The organism is Rhodococcus spongiicola (assembly GCF_004011835.1).
GTDB lineage: Bacteria > Actinomycetota > Actinomycetes > Mycobacteriales > Mycobacteriaceae > Prescottella > Prescottella spongiicola.
In genome coordinates, this window is sequence record NZ_RKLN01000001.1 from 694,642 (window position 1) to 714,849 (window position 20,208).

General features: G+C 65.6%; 17 protein-coding genes and 6 tRNA genes. 10 read left to right on the forward strand and 13 right to left on the reverse strand.

What is annotated here, in order from left to right:
* Positions 1 to 123: 123 nt before the first annotated feature.
* Genes EF834_RS03230 through EF834_RS03245 form a run of 4 tightly spaced genes read left to right on the forward strand, consistent with a single transcriptional unit; the run spans position 124 to position 3,538 of the window.
* On the forward strand, positions 124 to 771 hold the full coding sequence (locus EF834_RS03230) for an ABC transporter permease (protein ID WP_127945709.1): 648 nt from the start codon (positions 124 to 126) through the stop codon (positions 769 to 771).
* Positions 764 to 1,804, forward strand: a complete 1,041-nt coding sequence (locus EF834_RS03235; protein ID WP_127945711.1) for an ABC transporter ATP-binding protein — start codon at positions 764 to 766, stop codon at positions 1,802 to 1,804. The genes EF834_RS03230 and EF834_RS03235 overlap by 8 nt, the downstream gene beginning before the upstream one ends.
* Before the next feature lie 56 nt (positions 1,805 to 1,860).
* Positions 1,861 to 2,556 (forward strand): ABC transporter permease, encoded by a 696-nt coding sequence (locus EF834_RS03240; protein WP_164874050.1) that lies wholly within the window; start codon positions 1,861 to 1,863, stop codon positions 2,554 to 2,556.
* Positions 2,557 to 2,581: 25 nt separating this feature from the next.
* Entirely contained in the window at positions 2,582 to 3,538 is a 957-nt protein-coding gene (locus EF834_RS03245) for a glycine betaine ABC transporter substrate-binding protein (protein WP_127945715.1), read from the forward strand.
* Positions 3,539 to 3,617: 79 nt separating this feature from the next.
* On the opposite strand, the gene EF834_RS03250 is transcribed toward EF834_RS03245, so the two are convergent.
* Both EF834_RS03250 and EF834_RS03255 read right to left on the reverse strand, forming a co-directional pair.
* On the reverse strand, positions 3,618 to 4,157 hold the full coding sequence (locus tag EF834_RS03250) for a VOC family protein (RefSeq protein WP_127945717.1): 540 nt from the start codon (positions 4,155 to 4,157) through the stop codon (positions 3,618 to 3,620).
* 5 nt (positions 4,158 to 4,162) lie between these two features.
* Positions 4,163 to 5,044: an oxidoreductase gene (locus tag EF834_RS03255; RefSeq protein WP_127945719.1), complete on the reverse strand. Its 882-nt coding sequence runs from the start codon at positions 5,042 to 5,044 to the stop codon at positions 4,163 to 4,165.
* A gap of 86 nt (positions 5,045 to 5,130) precedes the next feature.
* On the opposite strand from EF834_RS03255, the gene EF834_RS03260 reads away from it, so the two are divergent.
* Positions 5,131 to 6,024, forward strand: a complete 894-nt coding sequence (locus EF834_RS03260; RefSeq protein ID WP_127945721.1) for a pseudouridine synthase — start codon at positions 5,131 to 5,133, stop codon at positions 6,022 to 6,024.
* 92 nt (positions 6,025 to 6,116) lie between these two features.
* Here EF834_RS03260 and EF834_RS03265 read toward each other — a convergent pair.
* The 8 genes from EF834_RS03265 to EF834_RS03300 all read right to left on the reverse strand — a co-directional run bounded on the left by EF834_RS03265 (position 6,117) and on the right by EF834_RS03300 (position 8,897).
* Positions 6,117 to 6,193, reverse strand: a tRNA-Phe gene (locus EF834_RS03265).
* A gap of 56 nt (positions 6,194 to 6,249) precedes the next feature.
* Positions 6,250 to 6,323: transfer RNA gene (locus tag EF834_RS03270), tRNA-Asp, on the reverse strand.
* Positions 6,324 to 6,381: 58 nt separating this feature from the next.
* Positions 6,382 to 6,458 (reverse strand) — tRNA-Phe (locus EF834_RS03275).
* A gap of 56 nt (positions 6,459 to 6,514) precedes the next feature.
* Positions 6,515 to 6,588: transfer RNA gene (locus tag EF834_RS03280), tRNA-Asp, on the reverse strand.
* A gap of 49 nt (positions 6,589 to 6,637) precedes the next feature.
* Positions 6,638 to 6,710: transfer RNA gene (locus EF834_RS03285), tRNA-Glu, on the reverse strand.
* Positions 6,711 to 6,824: 114 nt separating this feature from the next.
* Positions 6,825 to 7,481 (reverse strand): TetR/AcrR family transcriptional regulator, encoded by a 657-nt coding sequence (locus EF834_RS03290; RefSeq protein ID WP_127945723.1) that lies wholly within the window; start codon positions 7,479 to 7,481, stop codon positions 6,825 to 6,827.
* Between the two features lie 590 nt (positions 7,482 to 8,071).
* Positions 8,072 to 8,144 (reverse strand) — tRNA-Lys (locus EF834_RS03295).
* Positions 8,145 to 8,318: 174 nt separating this feature from the next.
* On the reverse strand, positions 8,319 to 8,897 hold the full coding sequence (locus EF834_RS03300; RefSeq protein ID WP_127945725.1) for a hypothetical protein: 579 nt from the start codon (positions 8,895 to 8,897) through the stop codon (positions 8,319 to 8,321).
* A gap of 170 nt (positions 8,898 to 9,067) precedes the next feature.
* Between EF834_RS03300 and dusB the strand changes: the two genes are divergently transcribed.
* From dusB to phoU, 4 genes are all read left to right on the forward strand, one after another.
* Positions 9,068 to 10,210 carry a tRNA dihydrouridine synthase DusB gene (gene dusB, locus EF834_RS03305; RefSeq protein ID WP_127945727.1) on the forward strand — a complete coding sequence of 381 codons (1,143 nt, stop codon included), beginning with the start codon at positions 9,068 to 9,070 and terminating at the stop codon, positions 10,208 to 10,210.
* Between the two features lie 64 nt (positions 10,211 to 10,274).
* Positions 10,275 to 11,216 (forward strand): DUF5996 family protein, encoded by a 942-nt coding sequence (locus tag EF834_RS03310; protein WP_127945729.1) that lies wholly within the window; start codon positions 10,275 to 10,277, stop codon positions 11,214 to 11,216.
* 160 nt (positions 11,217 to 11,376) lie between these two features.
* Positions 11,377 to 13,365, forward strand: coding sequence for an LCP family protein (locus tag EF834_RS03315; RefSeq protein WP_127945731.1), 1,989 nt, complete (start codon positions 11,377 to 11,379; stop codon positions 13,363 to 13,365).
* A gap of 73 nt (positions 13,366 to 13,438) precedes the next feature.
* Complete coding sequence (gene phoU / locus EF834_RS03320) at positions 13,439 to 14,128, forward strand: phosphate signaling complex protein PhoU (protein WP_127945733.1); 690 nt, start codon at positions 13,439 to 13,441, stop codon at positions 14,126 to 14,128.
* A 33-nt stretch (positions 14,129 to 14,161) separates the two neighbouring features.
* Here phoU and EF834_RS03325 read toward each other — a convergent pair whose 3' ends face one another.
* From EF834_RS03325 to EF834_RS03335, 3 genes are all read right to left on the reverse strand, one after another.
* A complete protein-coding gene (locus EF834_RS03325; RefSeq protein ID WP_127945735.1) occupies positions 14,162 to 14,875 on the reverse strand; it encodes an ABC transporter ATP-binding protein in 714 nt (237 codons plus the stop codon).
* A complete protein-coding gene (locus tag EF834_RS03330) occupies positions 14,872 to 17,613 on the reverse strand; it encodes an ABC transporter permease subunit (protein WP_127945737.1) in 2,742 nt (913 codons plus the stop codon). Before EF834_RS03330 ends, EF834_RS03325 begins: the two co-directional genes overlap by 4 nt.
* Positions 17,614 to 17,674: 61 nt before the next feature.
* Positions 17,675 to 18,895, reverse strand: a complete 1,221-nt coding sequence (locus tag EF834_RS03335) for an ABC transporter substrate-binding protein (protein WP_127945739.1) — start codon at positions 18,893 to 18,895, stop codon at positions 17,675 to 17,677.
* 278 nt (positions 18,896 to 19,173) lie between these two features.
* Here EF834_RS03335 and EF834_RS03340 point away from each other — a divergent pair, with 278 nt between their 5' ends.
* A complete protein-coding gene (locus tag EF834_RS03340) occupies positions 19,174 to 20,196 on the forward strand; it encodes an endonuclease/exonuclease/phosphatase family protein (protein ID WP_127945741.1) in 1,023 nt (340 codons plus the stop codon).
* Positions 20,197 to 20,208 lie beyond the last annotated feature (12 nt).

Consider the following 20,208-nt stretch of genomic DNA (forward strand, 5'->3'; position numbering starts at 1 on the left):
CCATCATCGGACCACGAGGAGACATGATCATGCGAATCTCTTCGGCTTCCGTTCGGCGGCCGCCTTCCGTCAGGACTCCCATAACCGGCGTCGACGTCGGTTCCCTCGCTGGCGAGCGGTGAGATGAGTCTGTTCGAGTACATCTCCGACAACGCTCTACGCCTGGCGTTCCTGACTCAGCAGCACATCGAGTTGGTGCTGCTCAGCGTCGCCATCTCGGCAGCGATCGCTATCCCCCTCGCGTTCATCGGCGAACGCTGGCCCGTCGTCCGGAACGTCATGCTCTCGACCACGGCCACGATGCTGACGATCCCATCCTTCGCTCTGTTCGCGCTCATGATCCCGGTGCTCGGGTTGGGCATCGCACCCACGATCGCGGCGCTGGTGATGTTCGGGATGTTCCCAATCCTGCGCAACACGATCACCGGTATCGAGAGCGTGGACCCCGCCGTCGTCGACTCCGCCCGCGGGCTCGGCATGGACGGGAGACGGCGGATGCTCACGGTAATCGTTCCCCTGGCCTGGCCCGTGATCCTCAACGGCATCCGTACCGCCACCATCATGCTGGTGGCCACCGCCGCCATCGGAGCGGCCGTGCGAGGCCCTGGGCTCGGCGAGCTCATCTTCCGGGGGCTGTCCCGCATGGGTGGCGCGAACGCCCTCAACGAGGCGCTAGCCGGAGTGCTGGCCATCGCGCTCGTGGCGCTCGTCCTCGATCTCGTCTTTCTCGCCATCTCCAAGCTGACGACGCCCCGAGGTATCAATGTCTGAGCACACCTTCGCCGGAGCCGACACCATGATCCATCTCGATCAGGTGACCAAGCAGTACCCGGGACAGGACCGCCCCGCGGTCTCCCCACTGACGATGGAGATCGAGAACGGCGAGTTCGTGGTTTTCGTGGGCCCATCCGGCTGCGGGAAGACGACCACGCTGCGGATGATCAACCGTCTCGTCGAGCCGACCTCCGGTGATATCTGGATCAACGGCCAGAACGTGACTCACGCCGACGTCAACGAGCTACGGCGGGGAATCGGCTACGTGATCCAACAGATCGGACTGCTCCCACACCTGACGATCGCCGACAACATCGGGCTCGTCCCCAAGCTGCTAGGTATCCCGAAAACCGAAAGGCGCAGCCGTGCAGCGGATCTGCTTGATCTCGTCGGACTAGACCCCAAGACCTACGCGACCCGATACCCGCGGCAGTTGTCGGGCGGACAGCAGCAGCGCGCGGGCGTGGCCCGAGCACTCGCGGCCGATCCGCCGATCATGTTGATGGACGAGCCGTTCGGCGCCGTCGACCCGATCGCTCGCGAGAAGCTGCAGGTCGAGTTCCTGAAGCTGCAGGAGAAGATCCGCAAGACCATCGTCTTCGTCACCCACGACATCGACGAGGCACTGCGCCTGGGTGACCGCATTGCGATTTTCGATGTCGGATCTCGCCTGGCGCAGTTCGACACACCACTCAACGTCCTCACGAACCCGGCCGACGACTTCGTTCGCGACTTCGTCGGCGCCGGCGCCTCGGTTCGCCGCCTGTCGTTGTTGACCGTCGGTGACGTCCTCGCCGGAACCGTCGACGACGACCACTCGATTCCGTTGCACGACGCCGTCCAGGTGACGCTGAAAAGCACCGTCCACCAAGCGCTCGAACTAGTGCTGTCCGCTCGCGCCGACGGCGTGTGCGTCGTCCCTGATCTCGTGGTCGACGGCTCTTCCACCGAACCAGCGGGATCGACGAAGTTCATTGCACTGCAGGACCTTCTGATGACGGCATCCAACACCCCCGGCGACCCGCGATGAGCCTGAACGCCCTCGACTATTCGACCCGGCCGCGCAGGTCCGCATCACGGTGGATCATGCCCATCCTCATCGTCACGCTGGTCGCTGGGACGTTGATCTACACCCAGGTGGCCGACCTGGACTCGAGCGAGGCCCGCAGCCTCGAGCTGTCGCGGATCCTGCTCGATCTGCGTCAGCACATTCAACTGGTCGCAGTCTCGACCTTCTTGACGATCGCCATCGGCGTACCTCTCGGAGTGATGTTGACGCGGCGCAGCGCCCGCCATCTGAGCGCCCCGATCCTGGCCGTCGCCAGCGCCGGCCAGGCGATTCCGTCGATCGGACTGCTGGTGCTCCTGGCCATCGTATTCGGCGTCGGCTTCAAGATGGCCGTCGTCGCGCTCGTCGTCTACGCGTTGCTGCCGGTGCTCCGTAACACGATGGTCGGAATCCGCCAGGTCGACCCGGCGATCGTGGACGCGGGGCGCGGGATGGGGATGAACTCGTGGGAGATCCTCCGCGGGATCGAACTCCCCCTGGCGACGCCCGTGATGCTCGCCGGTATCCGGGTAGCGCTCATCCTCAATGTCGGTGTCGCCACCCTCGCCACCTACACCAATGCGGGCGGACTCGGCTCGATCATTGCGGCCGGGATCCACCTCAACCGGCTACCCGTGCTGGTCGTCGGAAGCCTGCTGACCATCGCGCTCGCCTTGACCGTCGACTGGGCGGCCTCGATCGCCGAGCAAATGTTGCGGCCCAAGGGGATCTGATCCAGGAGGAAGGACCTGACAACCCATGTTCACGAAGGCATTGTCCGCAGGGGCTGTTGTCCTGTCCCTGACGCTGAGCGGTTGTGCCCTGACCGCCAACAGTCCCGCGGAAGTTTACGGCACCGGCGGCGGCGGGGGCGTACTCGACGGCGCCAAGGTGACCGTCGCGTCGAAGGCCTTCACCGAACAGCTCATCCTGTGCGAGATCACGGCTCAGCGCCTCGAATCGCAGGGCGCCAACGTCAATCGCGTCTGCGGGATGACGGGCTCGAACACCGTCCGCGCCGCCGAGGTCAGCGGCAACGTCGACATGTCCTGGGAGTACACCGGCACCGGGTGGCTCACCCATCTCGGAGAACGGGAAGTGATCACGGATCCAGAGGAGCAGTACACCAAGGTTCGTGATGAGGACCTGGAGCGCAACCAGATCGTCTGGCTACCCCCGATGCCCGCGAACAATACCTATGCCGTCGCCGTCAAGACCGAAACCGCGGCGCGCCTGGGGCTCGAGACGCTCTCCGACTATGCGAACCTTGCCAAGTCCGATCCGAACGCCGCGCGGTTCTGCGGTGCGTCAGAGTTTCTCGGACGTGACGACGGATGGCCGGGACTGCAGCAAGCGTACGGATTCTCGTTGCCCCGCAACGACATCGCAGAACTTGCCGACGGCGCCATCTACAATGCCGTCGCCACGAACAACCCGTGCACGTTCGGTGAGGTCTTCGCGACCGACGGTCGTATCCCGGCACTCGGACTCACCATACTGACCGACGACCTCCACTTCTTCCCCGTCTACAACGGTTCACTGACGGTGCGTGAGAGCACTCTCGACGAGTACCCGCAGATCGCGCCGGTCATGGCACCGGTGAGCGCGCTACTCGACGACGAGACGATGCGCCAACTCAACGCGTCGGTCGACGCCGACGGCCGTACCCCCGAGGAAGTCGCGGGTACCTGGCTGCACGAGCACGGTCTCGCCTGACCGGCTCCTCGGTGACCGGTACCTCAGGCGTCGTGGATCGCGATCACCGGACCTCCACCGCTTTCGAGCCGGCTGCGGGTCATCCGCCGGCGCGTGCCCTACGCACCCGCTCCCACAGATGACGGTCGGTGCGCGGTCCCCCGTGGGTGTCGGCACCATAGCGCGCGATCTCAGCGTCGATGTCCAGCGGACGCGTGGGCGGTTGCGCGGAAACCAGTTCGTCGACCACGAGTTCATCTGGCACCAGCCAGCACACCTCGAACTCGATCCCGTCCGGATCGCGCCCGTACACCGCCTTGGTGGAGGAGTGGTTGCTCGCCCCGGTCAGCGCATCGGCGGCGCGCAGGCGGTCCCGTATCTCGGCCAGACCGGCGAGCGTGTCGATCTCCCACGCCACGTGGTAGAGGCCGACGTTGCCCGCTGTCACCTCGCTGGTCGGATTCTGGCTCTGGAACAAACCCAGATCGTGGTCGTTTACCGAGTCCGGCGCCTGCAGGAACACCCCACCGGGAAATCCGCCCGGTAGCTCGGTGAACCCCAGCACATCCCGGTAGAAGGCCAGGCTGCGCTGCAGGTCGGACACGTACAGGACGGCGTGGTTGAGTCGCTCGATCGCCATCGGAGTCATTCTCCGAAGTTGTAGTCGACACCAGTGAGCTGCTCCGACAGCGACCACAGTTGTCGCGCAACGGTTTCGTCGTGCGACTTCCGGTTCGATTTCACGACCTTCGGGTAGCCGCGGGTTTCGAACAGCGACGAGGGACCGAGGTAGCTGCCACCGACCGCGTCGGGCACGGTGGCCGCGTACAGCATCGGCAAGGTGCCCATCTCTGCCGACTGCGCGATGATCGGCGTGGCCAGGGCCATGATCCGCCCCGTGACCGACTCCGTGTGCGTCTGCAGATTGGTCGCCGCGTACCCCGGATGCGACGCGAGCGCCTTCACCTTCGAACCCGCGGTCGCGAGCCGGCGCTGCAACTCGTAGGTAAACAACAGATTGGCCAGTTTCGACTGTCCGTAGGCAGGCCAGCGTTTGTACGGGCGGCGCTCCCAGTTCAGGTCGTCGAGGTCGATGGTGCCGATGTTGTGCATCGCGCTCGACATCGTCACGACGCGGTCGCGAACCTTGTCCAGCAGCAGACCCGTCAGTGCGAAGTGACCCAGATGATTTGTGCCGATCTGCATCTCGAACCCGTCAGCAGTGCGGTACAGGGGCACTGCCATGACTCCTGCGTTGTTCACCAGCACGTCGAACGCCTCGATCGAACCGGCGAACTCGCGGACCGATGCCAGATTCGCAAGATCGAGCTTGCGTACCTCGGCACGGTCGCCGAGTGGCTCCGCAACTGCACGTCCTTTGTCGACGTCTCGGCACGCCAAGATCACCTTCGCGCCCGCTTTCACGAGAGCCTTGGTGGCTTCGGCTCCGAGACCGCTGTTCGCGCCGGTCACCACGAAGGTCCGGCCCTGCTGATCGACTATGTCCCCCGCCGTCCATGTAGTCATGGTCACAGCCTACGGAACGGTCCGATTTCGCGGGAGTGCAGACCCGGAACCTCCAGAGACGCGGACCGGACAGGTACCGTCGGGACGTGTCCATTGCTCCCCTACGCGTCCGTGACGGCCTCAACCCGACACGACTGCGCCTGCCGAACCCGGGCAGATGGGAGACGATGCTCGCCTTTCTGCTGGAACGGTTCGCGTCCGACACGACGCGGGTACTGCAGAAGGTCGAGGCGGGCGAGGTCGTCGACGAGCGCGGCGCCCCGATCACCGCGGCCACACCGTACCGGCCGAACGGGTTCCTCTACCTCTACCGAGACCCACCGGTGGAACCCCGCGTGCCCTTCGAGATCGAGATCCTGCACCGCGACGCCGATCTCCTCGTGGTGGACAAGCCGCACTTCCTCGCGAGCACGCCGCGCGGCGCGTACGTCGTAGAGTCGGCGCTGGTGCGGCTCAGGCGTGACCTCGACCTACCGGAACTGACCCCCGCGCACAGGCTGGACCGGATCACCGCGGGCGTCCTGGTCTTCACGATCAGAACCCAGGCGCGGCGCGCCTATCAGTCACTCTTCGACGAGCGCCTGGTGACGAAGGAGTACGAGGCACTCGCGGCCTTCGATCCGAGGCTTCGTCTCCCCCGCACGGTTCGGAGTCGAATCGTCAAGGAACGCGGCGTCTTACAGGCACGTGAGGTACCGGGGACCCCGAACGCCGAGAGCCGTGTAGAGCTGATCGAGGCGCGGGGCAGCATCGGGCGCTACCGACTCCTTCCACGTACCGGCAAGACACATCAGCTACGCCTACACATGAGTTCGATCGGGATCCCGATCCTCGGCGACAACTTCTATCCGGCGTTCTACGACGTAGCCCCCGACGACTACTCGAACCCACTGCGACTGGTAGCACGCAGTATCGAGTTCGACGACCCGTTCACTGGTACCCGCAGGCGATTCGAGAGCCGCCGCACGCTCACTGCGTGATAGGGGACGGCGACACAGCCAGTGCCGAGATCGGCTCGCGGCACTTGCCAGGTTGACGGTCGGCCATGCGGCGGGTGTGAACGATTGGGCCGTGGTGGCCAGGGCCGGGATCGAACCGGCGACCTTCCGCTTTTCAGGCGGACGCTCGTACCAACTGAGCTACCTGGCCGGACGGCACCCGAACCGAATGCCTATTCGTGCTGCACCGTTTCCGATACAGAGAAGCGACCCTGACGGGACTCGAACCCGCGACCTCCGCCGTGACAGGGCGGCGCGCTAACCAACTGCGCCACAGGGCCTTGCTTGATACTGCATGTGAAGATGTACTGCTCTCACGGAGGTCGAATCGACTTCCAGTGGTGGCCAGGGCCGGGATCGAACCGGCGACCTTCCGCTTTTCAGGCGGACGCTCGTACCAACTGAGCTACCTGGCCGGACGGCACCCGAACCGAATGCCCATTCGTGCTGCACCGTTTCCGATACAGAGAAGCGACCCTGACGGGACTCGAACCCGCGACCTCCGCCGTGACAGGGCGGCGCGCTAACCAACTGCGCCACAGGGCCTTGCTTGATACTGCTATTCAACTGTAATGGCGCATCAACGAGTGATGCGTACCCCCTACGGGATTCGAACCCGCGCTACCGCCTTGAAAGGGCGGCGTCCTAGGCCGCTAGACGAAGGGGGCCCGCCGGATCACTCCGGCCAGTACCCTCAACGGCGTTCCGTTGGGAGCTTGGATAGCTTAGGGCACCAATTTCACAAACCACAAATCGCCTGATCAGCGCGCATATACGCCAATTCAGCCGGGCACAGCCGCATCCAGCTCGACGGGCCAACCCTGACGGCGCCACTTCTCCAACCACGAATCCGAGGCCATACCCGCGAGAACCACCTCGAGTGACTCTTCGAACCTCGCGCGGAGGTCGACCTGTTGAGCCGTGAGATCGGACAGGTATCGCTGGCCGGCGAGGCTGGCCGCAAGCACTCGGGTGAACTTCTCGACGTCGACACCCTCCCGGACGAGACCTTCACGATCGGCCCGCTGAAGGAGTTCACGAGCCGAGCCACCCCATACCCGGGCACCACCGCTCTGCACGTCGGCGTAGAACTCAGGCTCGATGATCAGCCGGAACTCGGCACGCACGATCGGGTCGGACAGGAACATCCTTGCGACATTGTCGATAAGGCCGTGCAGAATCTGGAAGGGATCGAGATCGGCTCGGGCCATCCACCGGGCCGTCATCTGATGGTATTTCTCGAGGGCGGCGGCGAGCACCGCACGCCCGAGTTCCTCCTTCGACTCGAAGTGGAAGTACATCGCACCCTTGGTCGCGTGGGACCCCTCGAGGATCGCATTCACCGACGCCGCCGCATATCCGCGCACACCGAACTCGACTGCTGCAGCTTCGACGATCGCAGCGCGGGTCCGTCGCGCACGCTCCTGTTGACGTGCCATTGCGCTCTTCGCCTCCGAAAACCGTAGGACTCGCCGACGCTCGGTCAGCTTCCCGCCCGACAACCAGACTAGTCCCCTTGTCCGGTCGCTTGAAACGCAGAGGCCCTGATCTAGCCACTTCTTACTACCGCTACAGAAACACACCAAGTGGTATAGTTTTCAACGGCTCGGGCGTGCTGCAGGGGGGCGCGCACCCGAGCCTTCTACTCGAGAGGTCAGGCTCCGATTCGTCAGAGACCGAGGCTGTCGTACTCGCACAACCGCCCCGCGAAGCGGCGCGGAACCGGGGCCCAAATGTTGGACGGTTGGCGGACGCGACCGATCCGGGCGAGGCGCCACCTCAGACCGACCAAAGCTAGGACAGTTCCGGACCTGCGCAACATTCTGATTCACCCTCCCCAAGATCGGCTTGGTCGGACTTGTCCAGACTGCCGCGCCGGGCCGACGAGGGGAACGTCACAATTACCTATTGGAGTACCTGCTTCTCTAGCGGAGACCGCTAGATCTCAACCCGATCAGGGTGGGGTTGTTGAGGAAGCCGTCACCGTCCGCACACACCCGAAGGGGATTTACACGGCGGACGCTCCAGGTGCCCCCACCAGGGCTCGAACCTGGGACCCACTGATTAAAAGTCAGCTGCTCTACCAACTGAGCTATAGGGGCGTGCGGACGAATGCTAGCGGACAACGGGGCGGAGTGCACATTGGTTCGCGCAATGGCCCAGTCGCGTCGCGAGTCGCCCCGAGCGAAGACCGTCAGTGCAGGTGGGAGGCTCTTTGCTCCGCGAATTGACGGTCCGCTGAACCTGCCGGCTCAGCCCCGGCACTTCGGGACCGGTCAGATTTCCGGCCCCGGTGACTCTCCCGGCGACTGCGGCTCTCGCTGGTGCAGGTCGCCGCGGAGCTTGGCCACCTCTTCGCCCCGCATGCGGTATCGCCTCAAGAAATAGACCGCGGCGAGGAACACAAGTACACCGATGATCGCCCCCCACAGTGACGCCCCACGGAAACCGGGTGCGTCGACATCCAGGGTGCGCTCCCCCGCGTGGGCGGCACTGCTGCCTCCGAGGACGACCGTGAGCGTCAGCAGATTGGGAAGCGCGACGACGACACCGAGGATCAAACCCGCGGTCACCCAGAACCTGGCGTGTTTACGTCGACGCGACCGCCACGCAAAGTAGAACAGCAACAACGAGAGCGCGGTGCAGACCACCCCGAACAGCAAACCCAACAGGACGCCTGTCGAGAAGCTGCCGGAGGACAGTGACCCCACCTGGTGGCTCCACCACCTAGGGAGGAAGGCGGCGAGCACGAAGTACGCGACGATGAGTGCGGCAAGAATCGCGAGCGCCCAGATTGCCTTCTTCACCCAGGCCGGTCTGTGCGCCTTCTCGGCCGAGCTCATGTTCGCGGCCATGGCGCGATTGTGTGCCCCTACCGACCAGGACGCAAGGCCTTCAGTAGGTAGCGCAGTAGGTAGCGGTTGTCCTGACAGGCCACGACCACTGGCCAGACAGCTATTCTGTGCCCGGTACCGGTTCCCGGTGCCGGCACCGTCATCTCTCGAAGAATTTGCCCGAGGTCTTCATGTCACCCCTTCGCATCGGTTCGCTCGAGCTGGGCAGCCCAGTGGTGTTGGCCCCTATGGCGGGCATCACGAACGTCGCGTTCCGGACGCTCTGCCGCGAACTCGAGCTCGAACGCGCCGGCAGCACCGCGGGCTTGTACGTGTGCGAGATGGTGACCGCTCGCGCGCTCGTCGAGCGGCACCCGGTGACGATGCACATGACGACCTTCGGACCGACGGAGACGCCGCGGTCACTGCAGCTCTACACGGTCGATCCCGAGATCACGTACGCCGCGGCGAAGATGATCGTCGACGAGGACCTTGCCGACCACATCGACATGAATTTCGGCTGCCCGGTCCCCAAGGTCACCCGCAAGGGTGGCGGATCGGCCCTGCCGTACAAGCGCCGCCTGTTCGGTGAGATCGTCGCCGCCGCGGTCCGCGCGACCGAGGGCACCGATATCCCCGTCACGGTGAAGATGCGCATCGGCATCGACGCCGAGCACCACACCCACCTCGATGCCGGACGCATCGCCGCCGCCGAGGGTGCCGCTGCTGTGGCGCTGCACGGCCGCACCGCCGCGCAGCGCTACTCGGGCACGGCGGACTGGAGCGAGATCGCCCGCCTGAAGGAGCACGTCACCGACATCCCGGTCCTTGGCAACGGCGACATCTTCGCTGCCGAGGACGCCGTCAAGATGATGGCCGAGACTGGCTGCGACGGCGTCGTCGTCGGCCGCGGCTGCCTGGGTCGGCCGTGGCTGTTCGCCGAACTCAGTGCCGTGCTCAACGGCAAGCAGATGGCAACCCCGCCAAATCTTGGTGAGGTCACCGCGATCATGCGCCGACACGGTCGGCTGCTGGCCGACCACCACGGCGAGGACCGTGGCATGCGTGAGATGCGCAAGCACATGGCGTGGTATCTGCGCGGGTTTCCAGCCGGGTCGGATCTGCGCAACAGTCTGGCTCGGGTTTCGTCGCTCGCCCAACTCGAGGATCTACTCGGCCGACTCGACCCGACGGTCCCGTTCCCTGCAGATGCAGAAGGCCCCCGCGGAAGGCAGGGTTCGCCTGCCGCAGTGGCCCTGCCCGACGGTTGGCTCGACGACCCCGAGGACACCCTCGTACCGGTCGGGGCCGACATCATGCACTCCGGCGGATGACGCCCGCGCACCCTAGAATTGGAGCGCTGTAGTTCCTCGTAGGGGTTTTCCGGAGGGAGACGCCGTGACCAACGCATCAGCCGATTCGGGAGCCTGGCCCGCACTGCGAGTGGCGGATTGGGAACCCACCCGCGACACCCTGCACATGTGGACGCAGATCGTGGGGAAGGTCCGCCTCGCTCACGCACCACTGGTGAACCACTGGTGGCAGGTGCCTTTGTACGTGAGCGCTCGGGGACTGACAACGTCGGCAATCCCGTACGACACCCGGGTCTTCGACATCGAGTTCGACCTGTCCGGACATCAACTCACCATCCATGACAGCAACGGCGCACACCGTGAGTTCCCGCTCGAACCGATGCCGGTCGCCGACTTCTACCACCGAGTGATGCAGGCGCTTCGCGAACTGGGCATCGATACCCGTATCCAATCGACACCCAACGAGGTCGATCCGGCGATCCCGTTCGCCGAGGACACTGTCCACGCCTCCTACGATCTCGCCGCCGCGAACCTGTTCTGGAAACAACTCATCCAGGCCGACCGCGTTATGCACGAGTTCCGCTCGAACTTCGTCGGCAAGGTCAGCCCGGTGCACTTCTTCTGGGGTTCGTTCGACCTCGCCTGCACGAGGTTCACGGGGCAGCCCGCCCCTCAGCATCCCGGCGGCGCCCCCAACGTCGGCAACTGGGTGATGGTCGAGGGCTACTCACACGAGTTGTCGAGCTGCGGATTTTGGCCCGGTGGCGGCGAGGAGGGCGCGTTCTACGCGTACGCCTACCCCGAGCCGGAGGGCTTCGCCGACCACCCGGTCCTTCCGGAGCAGGCCTTCTACAGCGCCGACTTCGGGCAGTTCCTGTTGCCGTACGAAGCGGTCCGTACCGCATCCGACCCGGATGCGACTCTGCAAAAGTTCCTGCAGACCACCTACGAGGCCGCAGCCGACAACGGGCCTTGGGACCGCGCCGCGCTCGAGTGTGATCCACGTCGCTGGGACAGCGTGCGCTGACGCCTCCACCTGCGACACCTCCCACACCGCAACTACCAACCAATCGCACCGCCGGTTTGGCCGTGTCGAGCGCCGATGTCCGCGCATATCTACATCAGTATCATTGCGGCATCGTCGAGCAACGGTATCAATTTGGAGTCGGAGAGGGCAGGGCGAATAGGTGGGTGACGAGCACTATCCCGGTCGCGGTGCGCCAGAAGGCCGCGCCCCCTGGGAACGTCCCCTCGCCGACCACCAGTACCGCGACCAACAGGCCGGTCGACGGGGCCGTCGAGCACTCGACAGCGAAGCAACTGAACCAACCGAGCGACTGTCCGTCGCCGACCTGATGGCAAAGATGGGCCGCCCGGTACCGCCGTCCTTCAACGGCGCGCACCGCGAGGGGCCCGAGCCCGTCCAGGAGCCCGGCTACCCCGCCGTGCACGCACCCGAGTCGGGCCAAGGCGCATCCACCGAGATCATTCCGGCGGTCACCGACGGTCCCCCCGCATTCGACCCGCGCGCAGAACCTGACCAACACGGGGAACGGTGGTTCGCCGAGCCCGAACCGGATCCGGTGGCCCCAGCCTGGGCGGAAGAGACCGCGAGCCCCGCCGCACCTCAGTCGGTCGGCGCACCCAACCGCACCCGGCTCGCGGCGAGCCGGGACCGCAAGCGGCGCAAACTGCTGCTGGCCGGACGGTCCGCAATCGCCTTCGTAGCGGTGCTGGCACTACTCACGACCGGCGTCGTGTGGGGATACCTACGCTCGACCGAGGGCCGGTTCTCGCAGGTATCCGCTCTCGACACCGATTCCACCGACATCATCGACGCGGGTGGGCAGACCGGCGACGAGACGTACCTGATCGTCGGCACCGACACCCGCGCGGGCGCTGCGGGCGAGGTCGGGGCCGGCACCGTGGCGGACGCCGAGGGCGCGCGATCCGACACCGTCATGCTCATCACCGTCCCTGCCGACCGAAGCCGCGTAGTGGCGGTCTCCTTTCCTCGCGACCTCGACGTCCAACGACCGCAGTGCGACGGCTGGGACAACGATACGGGCACCTACACCGACGAGACGTACCTGGCCGCGGACGGTGAGAAGCTCAATGCCACCTATGCACTGGGCGGGCCCAAGTGTCTGGTCAAGGTCATCCAGAAGATGTCGGGGTTGAAGATTGGACACTTCGTCGGCATGGACTTCGCGGGGTTCGAGAGCATGGTCGACGAGGTCGGCGGTGTCGAGGTGTGCGCCCCGCAGCCCATGATCGACGGCGAACTCGGCGTGATCCTGCCGACTGCGGGCACCCAGACCCTCGACGGCAAGCAGGCGCTCGACTACGTACGTGCCCGTCACATCGTGTACGAAGGCAGCAGCGACTACGGGCGGATCAAGCGACAGCAGTACTTCCTCTCGGCGCTGTTGCGCGAGGCGATGTCGAGCAAGGTGCTCTTCGATCCGGGCAAGCTCAACGGCTTCATCAACGCGTTCTCGGAGTCAACATTCGTCGAGAACATCGATACCAAGTCGCTGCTCACCCTCGGCCAATCGCTTCGCAACGTCGACGCCGGCGCGGTCACGTTCATCACGGTCCCGACAGACGGCACCAACGATCGGGGCAACGAGATACCCCGCCTCGACGACATCGAGAACATCTTCCAGGCCATCATCGATGACGAGCCACTGCCCGGCGAGAAGCGCAGCGACGAGGAGACCCCGCCGGCCGAGCCCGTCCCGAGCCCCGAGCAGACCCTGCTCGCGGTCAGCCCGGAAGAGTTGAACCTGCAGGTTTCGAACGGCACGGGTCAGTCCGGGCTGGCCTCCACAACCGCCGACGGGCTCGCCGCATACGGCTACCAGATCTACAACATCGGGAACTACGACGAGACCAGCACCGAAACGCTCGTCCGCTTTCCGCCGGGATATGAGGCGGAAGCGGCGACCGTGGCGTCGTCGATCCCGGGCGCGGTGCTCGAGCAGGCGTCCCGCCTCAACAACATCGTCGAGGTGGTCCTCGGCACCGACTTTCGCCGCACCGTGACGGCACCGGCGGCAGCCGGTACGACCGTCGACGCGGGGCCGACTCGCATTGCCGAGGTCGAGCAGATCGAATTGCCGGCTGATCTGTCGGTGACCAACGCGACCGACAACCCGTGCGCGGAGCCCTGAGCCGCCGGGCATTCATTGGACGTTCACCGGAATGTGGCGACATGGTTTCCGCCGCACCGTAAAGTGTGATCTCATGCGCGTCGCCTACAACGAACAGATGACCGAGCTGGCGGATCTCCTCGGCGAGATGGCCGGCTTGGCCGGGGCGGCCATGGAAAAGGCCACTCAGTCGCTTCTGCAAGCAGATCTCGAGCTCGCCGAACAGGTCATCGGTGAGCACGAGAAGATCACCGAGCTCAGTGTCGCCGCTGAGGAGCGAGCCTTCGCGTTGCTCGCCCTGCAAGCGCCGGTAGCCGGCGACCTGCGGTCGGTGGTCAGCGGGCTCCAGATCGTCTCCGACATCGACCGCATGGGTGCGCTCGCACTGCACGTCGCCAAGATCACGCGCCGTCGCCACCCCAATTACGTCCTCCCCGAGGAGGTCAACGGCTACTTCGCCGAAATGGGCCGCATCGCCGTAGCCCTCGGCGCCAGTGCAAAGGAAGTCCTCGAGACCCGTGATCCCGAGCGCGCAGCCAAGCTGCGCGAAGAGGACGACGCGATGGATGATCTCCACCGCCACCTGTTCCGTGTAATCATGAACCCGGAGTGGAAGCACGGCGTCGCCGCTGCCGTCGATGTGACGCTGTTGGGCCGTTTCTACGAGCGTTTCGCCGACCACACCGTCGAAGTCGCTCGCAGGGTCATCTTCCTCGTCACCGGCAAGATGCCGGAGGAACCGCAAAACGAGTCCGAGGACCTCACGTCTTACACCCAGCCGTAGACGGCGAGGCCGCAACGGTGTACCTGCGTGCTCTCAGTCGCTGTCTCCCATAAGGTACGCCCGCTGTACGGATTCGAGGTCTGCGGCGATCTCGGCTGCCGTGCCTTCACGGATGACGCGACCGCGGCGCATCACGTAGACCCGGTCTGCCACCTCGAGCACCTGTCGGACATGTTGCTCCACCAACAGCACGCCGACACCATCCGAGGTCGCTGCGGAGCGCACCACCGCGAGCAGCCGGCTGACGATCTGCGGTGCGAGACCTAGCGACAGCTCGTCGGCGAGCAGCAGGCGCGGCCTGCGCGCCAATGCGCGAGCGAGCGTGAGCATCTGCTGTTCGCCACCCGAGAGTAGCCCCGCCGGTCGACGCAACAGTGGGCGCAGATCCGGGAAGATCGCGCATGCCGAGTCGGCGGAAACCCCTGCCAGACGCAAGTTCTCGGCCGCCGTGAGAGCCATGATCATCGATCTTTCCTCGGTGACGTAGCTCAGACCTCGTTTCGCCAGCTGCGCCAACGACGCCCGCCGCGCCTGCCCGAGCGCCCGGACCTGACCGGAGAGCGGGGTCAACTCCCCCGCAGCGGTGCACATCGTCGTGGACTTACCGGCCCCGTTGGCGCCGATAAGGGCCACCACCTCGCCGGACCGAACCGTCAAGTTCACGTCCCGGCACACCGTGACGCCACCGTATCCTGCACTCACACCACTGAATTCGAGGACGCTCGTCTGCTGATCGATCGCCGTCATGGCGTGGCTCCTGTCATCTCGCTGTCGTCGTGCGTTCCCAGATAGGCCACCCGCACCCTCTCGTCGGCGGCAACCTCCTGCGGAATCCCGTCCGCGATCACCCGGCCGCCTTCGAGGACAACGATCCGGTCGCATGTCGACATCACCAGATCCATGTCGTGCTCGACCAACAACACTGCCGCCCTGCGGCGGTCCGCGAGCATGCGGATGCCGTCCGCCAACTCGCGGCTCTCCACCTCGTCCAGTCCAGCGGCGGGCTCGTCGAGCAGGACGACCGAGGGACCTGCCGCGACCGCTCGCGCAATCCCGACGAGTCTTCTTCTCCCATAGGAGAGTTCGCCAGGCATCGCGTCGAGATCGTCTTCGAGCTCGAAGTCGACGACCGCCGCGGACGCCGTTGCCGAGAAGCGGTGTCGGCCGGGACGGATCAGATCCGTCAGCCATGTCCACCACCGACTGTCGTCCGCGCCGGCATGGATGTTCTCGGCAACCGTGATGTCCTCGAACAGCTCGAGTGACTGGAACGACCGCCGCATCCCCGCCTTCGAACGCCGTGCGGCGCTCCACTCGATCACGTCGACTTCGCCGAGCAACACCTGCCCCTTTTCCGGAGCAACGAAGCCGGTGACGGCGTCGATCACGGTGGTCTTGCCGGCGCCGTTCGGGCCGATGAGCCCCACCACCTGCCCTGGGGCTACTTCGAGGCTCACCCCGTCGACCGCTGTCACACCCCCGAAACGCACCGTGAGACCACGCACCGCGAGCCCGCGCGGCGGTACCGGGTCGAGATCGAAGTCCCGCACCTCCTGCAGGTCGTGCACGTAACGATGCCGTGGGCGGTCCCGCCGCAACCGACGCTCGACCACGCGACCCACGCGGGAGAGCATGTCGGCGATGCCGTTCTGATTGGTCAGCAGGATCACGATCAGCACCACGCCACCGACCAACGTCGACACCACCCCGGAGGCCCCGCCGCCCTCGAACAGCCGGCTCAGCAGCGCACCTGGAGCGAGCAGCCCGCCGATCACGGCGCCGAGCACATATCCCAGGCCTCCGGAAACGGCCTGCACCACGGCGTTGATCGACGCGAAGACGTTGAACTCGAAATAGGTGACGGCAATATTGCGCAGCCCCAACAGGATTCCCGCAGCGGCAGCCAGCCCGGCGGCCAGCGCGAAGGCGTAGATCTTGACGGCGAACACGCTGATCCCCAGTGACGCGGCGGCGCGCTCGTTGGTGCGCACCGCGATCAGCCGCCGTCCGGTTCGCGAACGCCGCAGGTTCGCAACCATGAGGGCACACACCACCAGGACGAACAGGCACAGCAGCGCCCACCGCTCGGGGTGGTGGGCGGCCGAAACGTCGAATCCGAGCAGACTCACCGAGTCGATTCGCACGGCACCCTGCACCCTGTCACCGGTGAACGTGGGGTTGTTGAACACCATCTCCTGGATCGTGAAGCCGAGACCGAGTGTGACGACGGCAAGATTGACACCTCGCGTCCGCAAGGCCGGGAGCGCGAACAGCACACCTACCAAGATCACCCCGACGATGGCGACCAGCGCGGCAGGGATCAGCGGCCACCCCGCCTGCCCGATCAGTCGCGCGGCGACCAGAGCGCCGAGTCCGCCGACGGTGTACTGCGCCAACGACAACTGTCCCGCGAACCCGGACAGCACCACGATCGACAGCAGGAACACCGCCGCGGCGATCGTCGCCGTCAGCGACCGCAACCAATCACCGCCCGACCCGACTATCACGCCGATCACGACGACCGCGACAATCGCTGCCGGCCAAACGATCCGCCCCGTCCCCAGTCTCGGGAGCCGGTCGGTCACATGGCTGCGCAGCGGCAGTCCCTTCCCGCGTACGACAAGAACGACGAGGATCACCAGGAACGGAACCGCGCGATTGATGCCTGTGAGCGTTTGCATGCCGAGCAGATCGCGGATGTCGTCCTGATAGAGAACGACGACGCTCTCACCCACGCCGAGGAGAAGTCCGCCGAGCAACGTGAGCGGAAACGACCGGAATCCACCGAGTAGCGCGGCCGCGAGGCTCGAGACCGTGACGATGACGACGAACGCAGTGGGCGTAAGTCCGGTGAGCGGCGCGACGAGAATGCCCGCTGCGCCCGCCAGCCCGCCGCCGACCGTCCAGGTCAGTGCGGCCAGCCGCTGCGGCGACCACCCGAGAGCGGCCGTCGCACGCTCGTTCTCGGAGGCGGCCGTGATCGCCAGTCCCACGCGGGTGAAGCGGGTCGCCGCCCACAGCGCCACCGTCGTTGCCACCGCGATGCCGAGCAGGATCAGACGGTCCTGCTGCACCACGATGCCACCCCAGTGGTAGACGTCGTTCGGCAGGAAGGACCGTACCCGGGTCGATTTCGATCCGTAGAACTGCTGGACTCCGGCCTGGAGGATCACCAAGAGCCCGAGTGTCGCGGCGAGTCGGACGATCGGCGCCGCCGTCGCCAGCCAGCGCAACACCAACTGGTGGAACAGGAATCCGATTCCCGCGACCGCCAGCACGGCCACGACGAACGACGTCAGGAGCGACCAATCATACTCACGCTGAAAGGTTTCCAGACAGATGTAGGCCGCGACCATCGCCATCGCGCCCTGCGCGAAGTTGACCACGCCCGATCCGCGGTAGACCAGCACCACCCCGTGCGCGAGCAAGGCGTAGGCTGAGCCGGCGCCGAGCCCGAGGATGGCGAACTGCAGCAGTTCCGTCATGCGAACCTCCGGGGAGACCGGTGCGGGCCCGGTTCGCTGGGCCGGACCCGCACCATCAGGGCTACTGGGTACGCAGGTCGAACATGTTCGGGTCGGTGACCACGACGTCACCGTCGAAGGTCATCTTGTACATCATCGTGTTGGACACCCTCTGGAAGATGCCGAACGGCTCCACCGCATTCGGAGTCCAGGCCGGCACCAGATCGAGCATGTCAATGTCCTGTGCGTTCTCGAATCCCTGCATGACCGTGGTCGAGTCGATGGTCTCCAGCGTCGAGGCGATCTCACCGAATGCGCGGACCGAGAGCCACGAGAAGATCTCGGTGCCGTTCAGATTCTGTCGTTCGAGATCCTCGCTACCCGCGGCGCGCATGTCGTCGAGGAACGGCACCAGACCGGGGAAGTCGTCGGTGCTCGACGACGGTGCGGGCACCGGACTCGTGTAGATCGCCGACGTCGCGAAGGTGCCGAGGTTCAGCAGGTCTTCCTCCGTGAAGCCGGTTGCGGCCAGCGCGAATCCGAGATCGGAGCCCAGCTGCTCGAACGCGTCGGCGATCTGGTTCGCCTCGGTGGCCGGGAGCGCCATGATCACGCCCTGCGCGTCATTGCGCTCGGCCGCGGCAATGAACTGTGTGTAGTCGGTCGCTCCCGCACCGACCGCCACCTCGTTGACGATCTGGGCGCCCTTGGCTTGGACCGCCGGGCCCAGCAGCTGGTTGAGCATCGCCGCGACCGGTGAGTCGGGACGCATCAATGTCAGCTTGGTCTTGTCCTGCGACACCAGCGCATCGACGTTCGCGTAGAGGGTCAGCAGCGATCCCGCGAACGGTGTGAACACATTGGGCGTGGAGAAGTCCGCGATGGCCATGGGGTTCATGCCGATCCGCGGGATTCCGGCCGTCGCGAGAATCTCGGACACCGAATCCGGCGAGGCCGGTGTGAAGTCCGCGAGCGTCGCGGTCACCCCCTCGCTGACCATCTTGTTTGCACAGTCGACTTCCTTGTTCGGATCACCCATCGAGTCACACTGGATCAACTCGAGCGGACGCCCGGATACACCGCCGCGGGAATTGAACGCCTCGATCGACGCCGTCATGCCGGCAGCCTGGCTCGCGACGGACAGGCCCCCGGCCTCGATCGAGAGGATCTGGCCGACCTTGATGGGCTCGCCGGTCGCGGCGTTCATTGGCGTTGCCTCGGAGCCGTCGCTGGCGCAACCCGAGGCCACGAGACCGACGGCAGCGAAGGCTGCGATGGCCGGAGCAAGGGTCTTCAGTTTCACGTGATGTCCTTCCCGGTGGGCACTGCACTTCCGGACCGGGCACCCCGACTCGAACCACACGCCGTCCCCCCTCGGCGCCGCCTGGTGCCCTTCCGACTTGACGCAGGAGCGTAGTTAAAGATCGAGCAATGTTTGGGCGATTCGGACAATTGCCTGCATGTCGCCGGTGGCCATGAGGGCGTGGAACATCCACCGACGCCTAGCGCACCTGTGGTTACCTTTCCCACAGGAACCCGTCTCAGCCGCCGAGCTCCATGGAAGCGGGGGATGATCGAGAGATGATTGACCAGCGCACGGCCCGCAACATGGCCCGGGTCTTCGCGGCATTCTGCGGCGCGCTGGGCGCGGCCGGACTGATCGCGTCCATGATTGCTGTGGACGAACGCTTCCCCGTCCTGCTGGCCGCGATGACCCCGACGCTGCTCGTCGTTGCCCTCGTCGGCGCCGTTGTCGCCGCGTTGGCCAAGGAGTGGGCCGTCCAGGCGGCCTGTCTCGCCGTCTGCGCGGTCGGCGCGGCTGCGCTCGCCCCCCTCTACATCCCGGGGGCCGGCGGCATCGATCCCGCCGAAGCCACCGGTCCCACGGTTCGTCTCATGCAAGCCAACATCAAAGTGGGACAAGCGGATCCCGTCGACCTGGTTGAAACGGTTCGCGGCCGCGAAGTGGACATTCTCACTGTGCAGGAGATCACCGACGAGTCGGTAGACGGGTTGCGCGCGGCCGGACTCGGCGAGCTGCTGCCACATCAGTTCGTCGTCTCCGACAGCCCCGACGGGTTGGGTGGCGCGATCTACAGTCGCTTCCCGCTGTCGAATACCCGTGAGCTCACGGGGTACCTGTCGGCGAATCTCACTGCGGACGTCGACGTAGGGCTCGAGGAATCTCTTGCCCTCATCGCGGTCCACCCCGCACCCGCCGTCCTCTTCCCCGCCCGGATGTGGGCCGCAGAACTACGGGGTGTGCACAGCGAGATGACAGCGAACACCTTGCGTGACAACGTCGTCGTGAGCGGAGATTTCAACGCGAGCTACCCACAGCGTCAGTACCGGGACCTGCTCACCGACGGCTATGTCGACGCCGCCGACCAGGTGGGCGCCGGATTAGTGCCGACCATGCCGGCCAACAGGTGGTTTCCCGCCGTGACCGGCATCGACCGCATCATCACCAAGGGCGCCGTCGTGACCAGCCTCGAGCGCATCGAGATCGTCGGATCCGATCATCACGGCCTGGTGGCCGACATCCGGTTGCGTGATCCCGCAGATCCCGGTGCCGTGACACCGCCCACGATCGTGCGGCCGTGACACAGCCCCGCG

Excerpts from the sequence above, each read along its gene's own strand:
- EF834_RS03230 (WP_127945709.1), top strand. The coding sequence starts at position 124 with ATGAGTCTGTTCGAGTACATCTCCGACAACGCTCTACGCCTGGCGTTC.
- EF834_RS03235 (WP_127945711.1), top strand. The coding sequence starts at position 764 with ATGTCTGAGCACACCTTCGCCGGAGCCGACACCATGATCCATCTCGAT.
- EF834_RS03240 (WP_164874050.1), top strand. The coding sequence starts at position 1,861 with ATGCCCATCCTCATCGTCACGCTGGTCGCTGGGACGTTGATCTACACC.
- EF834_RS03245 (WP_127945715.1), top strand. The coding sequence starts at position 2,582 with ATGTTCACGAAGGCATTGTCCGCAGGGGCTGTTGTCCTGTCCCTGACG.
- EF834_RS03250 (WP_127945717.1), bottom strand. The coding sequence starts at position 4,157 with ATGGCGATCGAGCGACTCAACCACGCCGTCCTGTACGTGTCCGACCTG.
- EF834_RS03255 (WP_127945719.1), bottom strand. The coding sequence starts at position 5,044 with ATGACTACATGGACGGCGGGGGACATAGTCGATCAGCAGGGCCGGACC.
- EF834_RS03290 (WP_127945723.1), bottom strand. The coding sequence starts at position 7,481 with ATGGCACGTCAACAGGAGCGTGCGCGACGGACCCGCGCTGCGATCGTC.
- EF834_RS03300 (WP_127945725.1), bottom strand. The coding sequence starts at position 8,897 with ATGGCCGCGAACATGAGCTCGGCCGAGAAGGCGCACAGACCGGCCTGG.
- dusB (WP_127945727.1), top strand. The coding sequence starts at position 9,068 with ATGTCACCCCTTCGCATCGGTTCGCTCGAGCTGGGCAGCCCAGTGGTG.
- phoU (WP_127945733.1), top strand. The coding sequence starts at position 13,439 with ATGCGCGTCGCCTACAACGAACAGATGACCGAGCTGGCGGATCTCCTC.
- EF834_RS03325 (WP_127945735.1), bottom strand. The coding sequence starts at position 14,875 with ATGACGGCGATCGATCAGCAGACGAGCGTCCTCGAATTCAGTGGTGTG.
- EF834_RS03330 (WP_127945737.1), bottom strand. The coding sequence starts at position 17,613 with ATGACGGAACTGCTGCAGTTCGCCATCCTCGGGCTCGGCGCCGGCTCA.
- EF834_RS03340 (WP_127945741.1), top strand. The coding sequence starts at position 19,174 with ATGATTGACCAGCGCACGGCCCGCAACATGGCCCGGGTCTTCGCGGCA.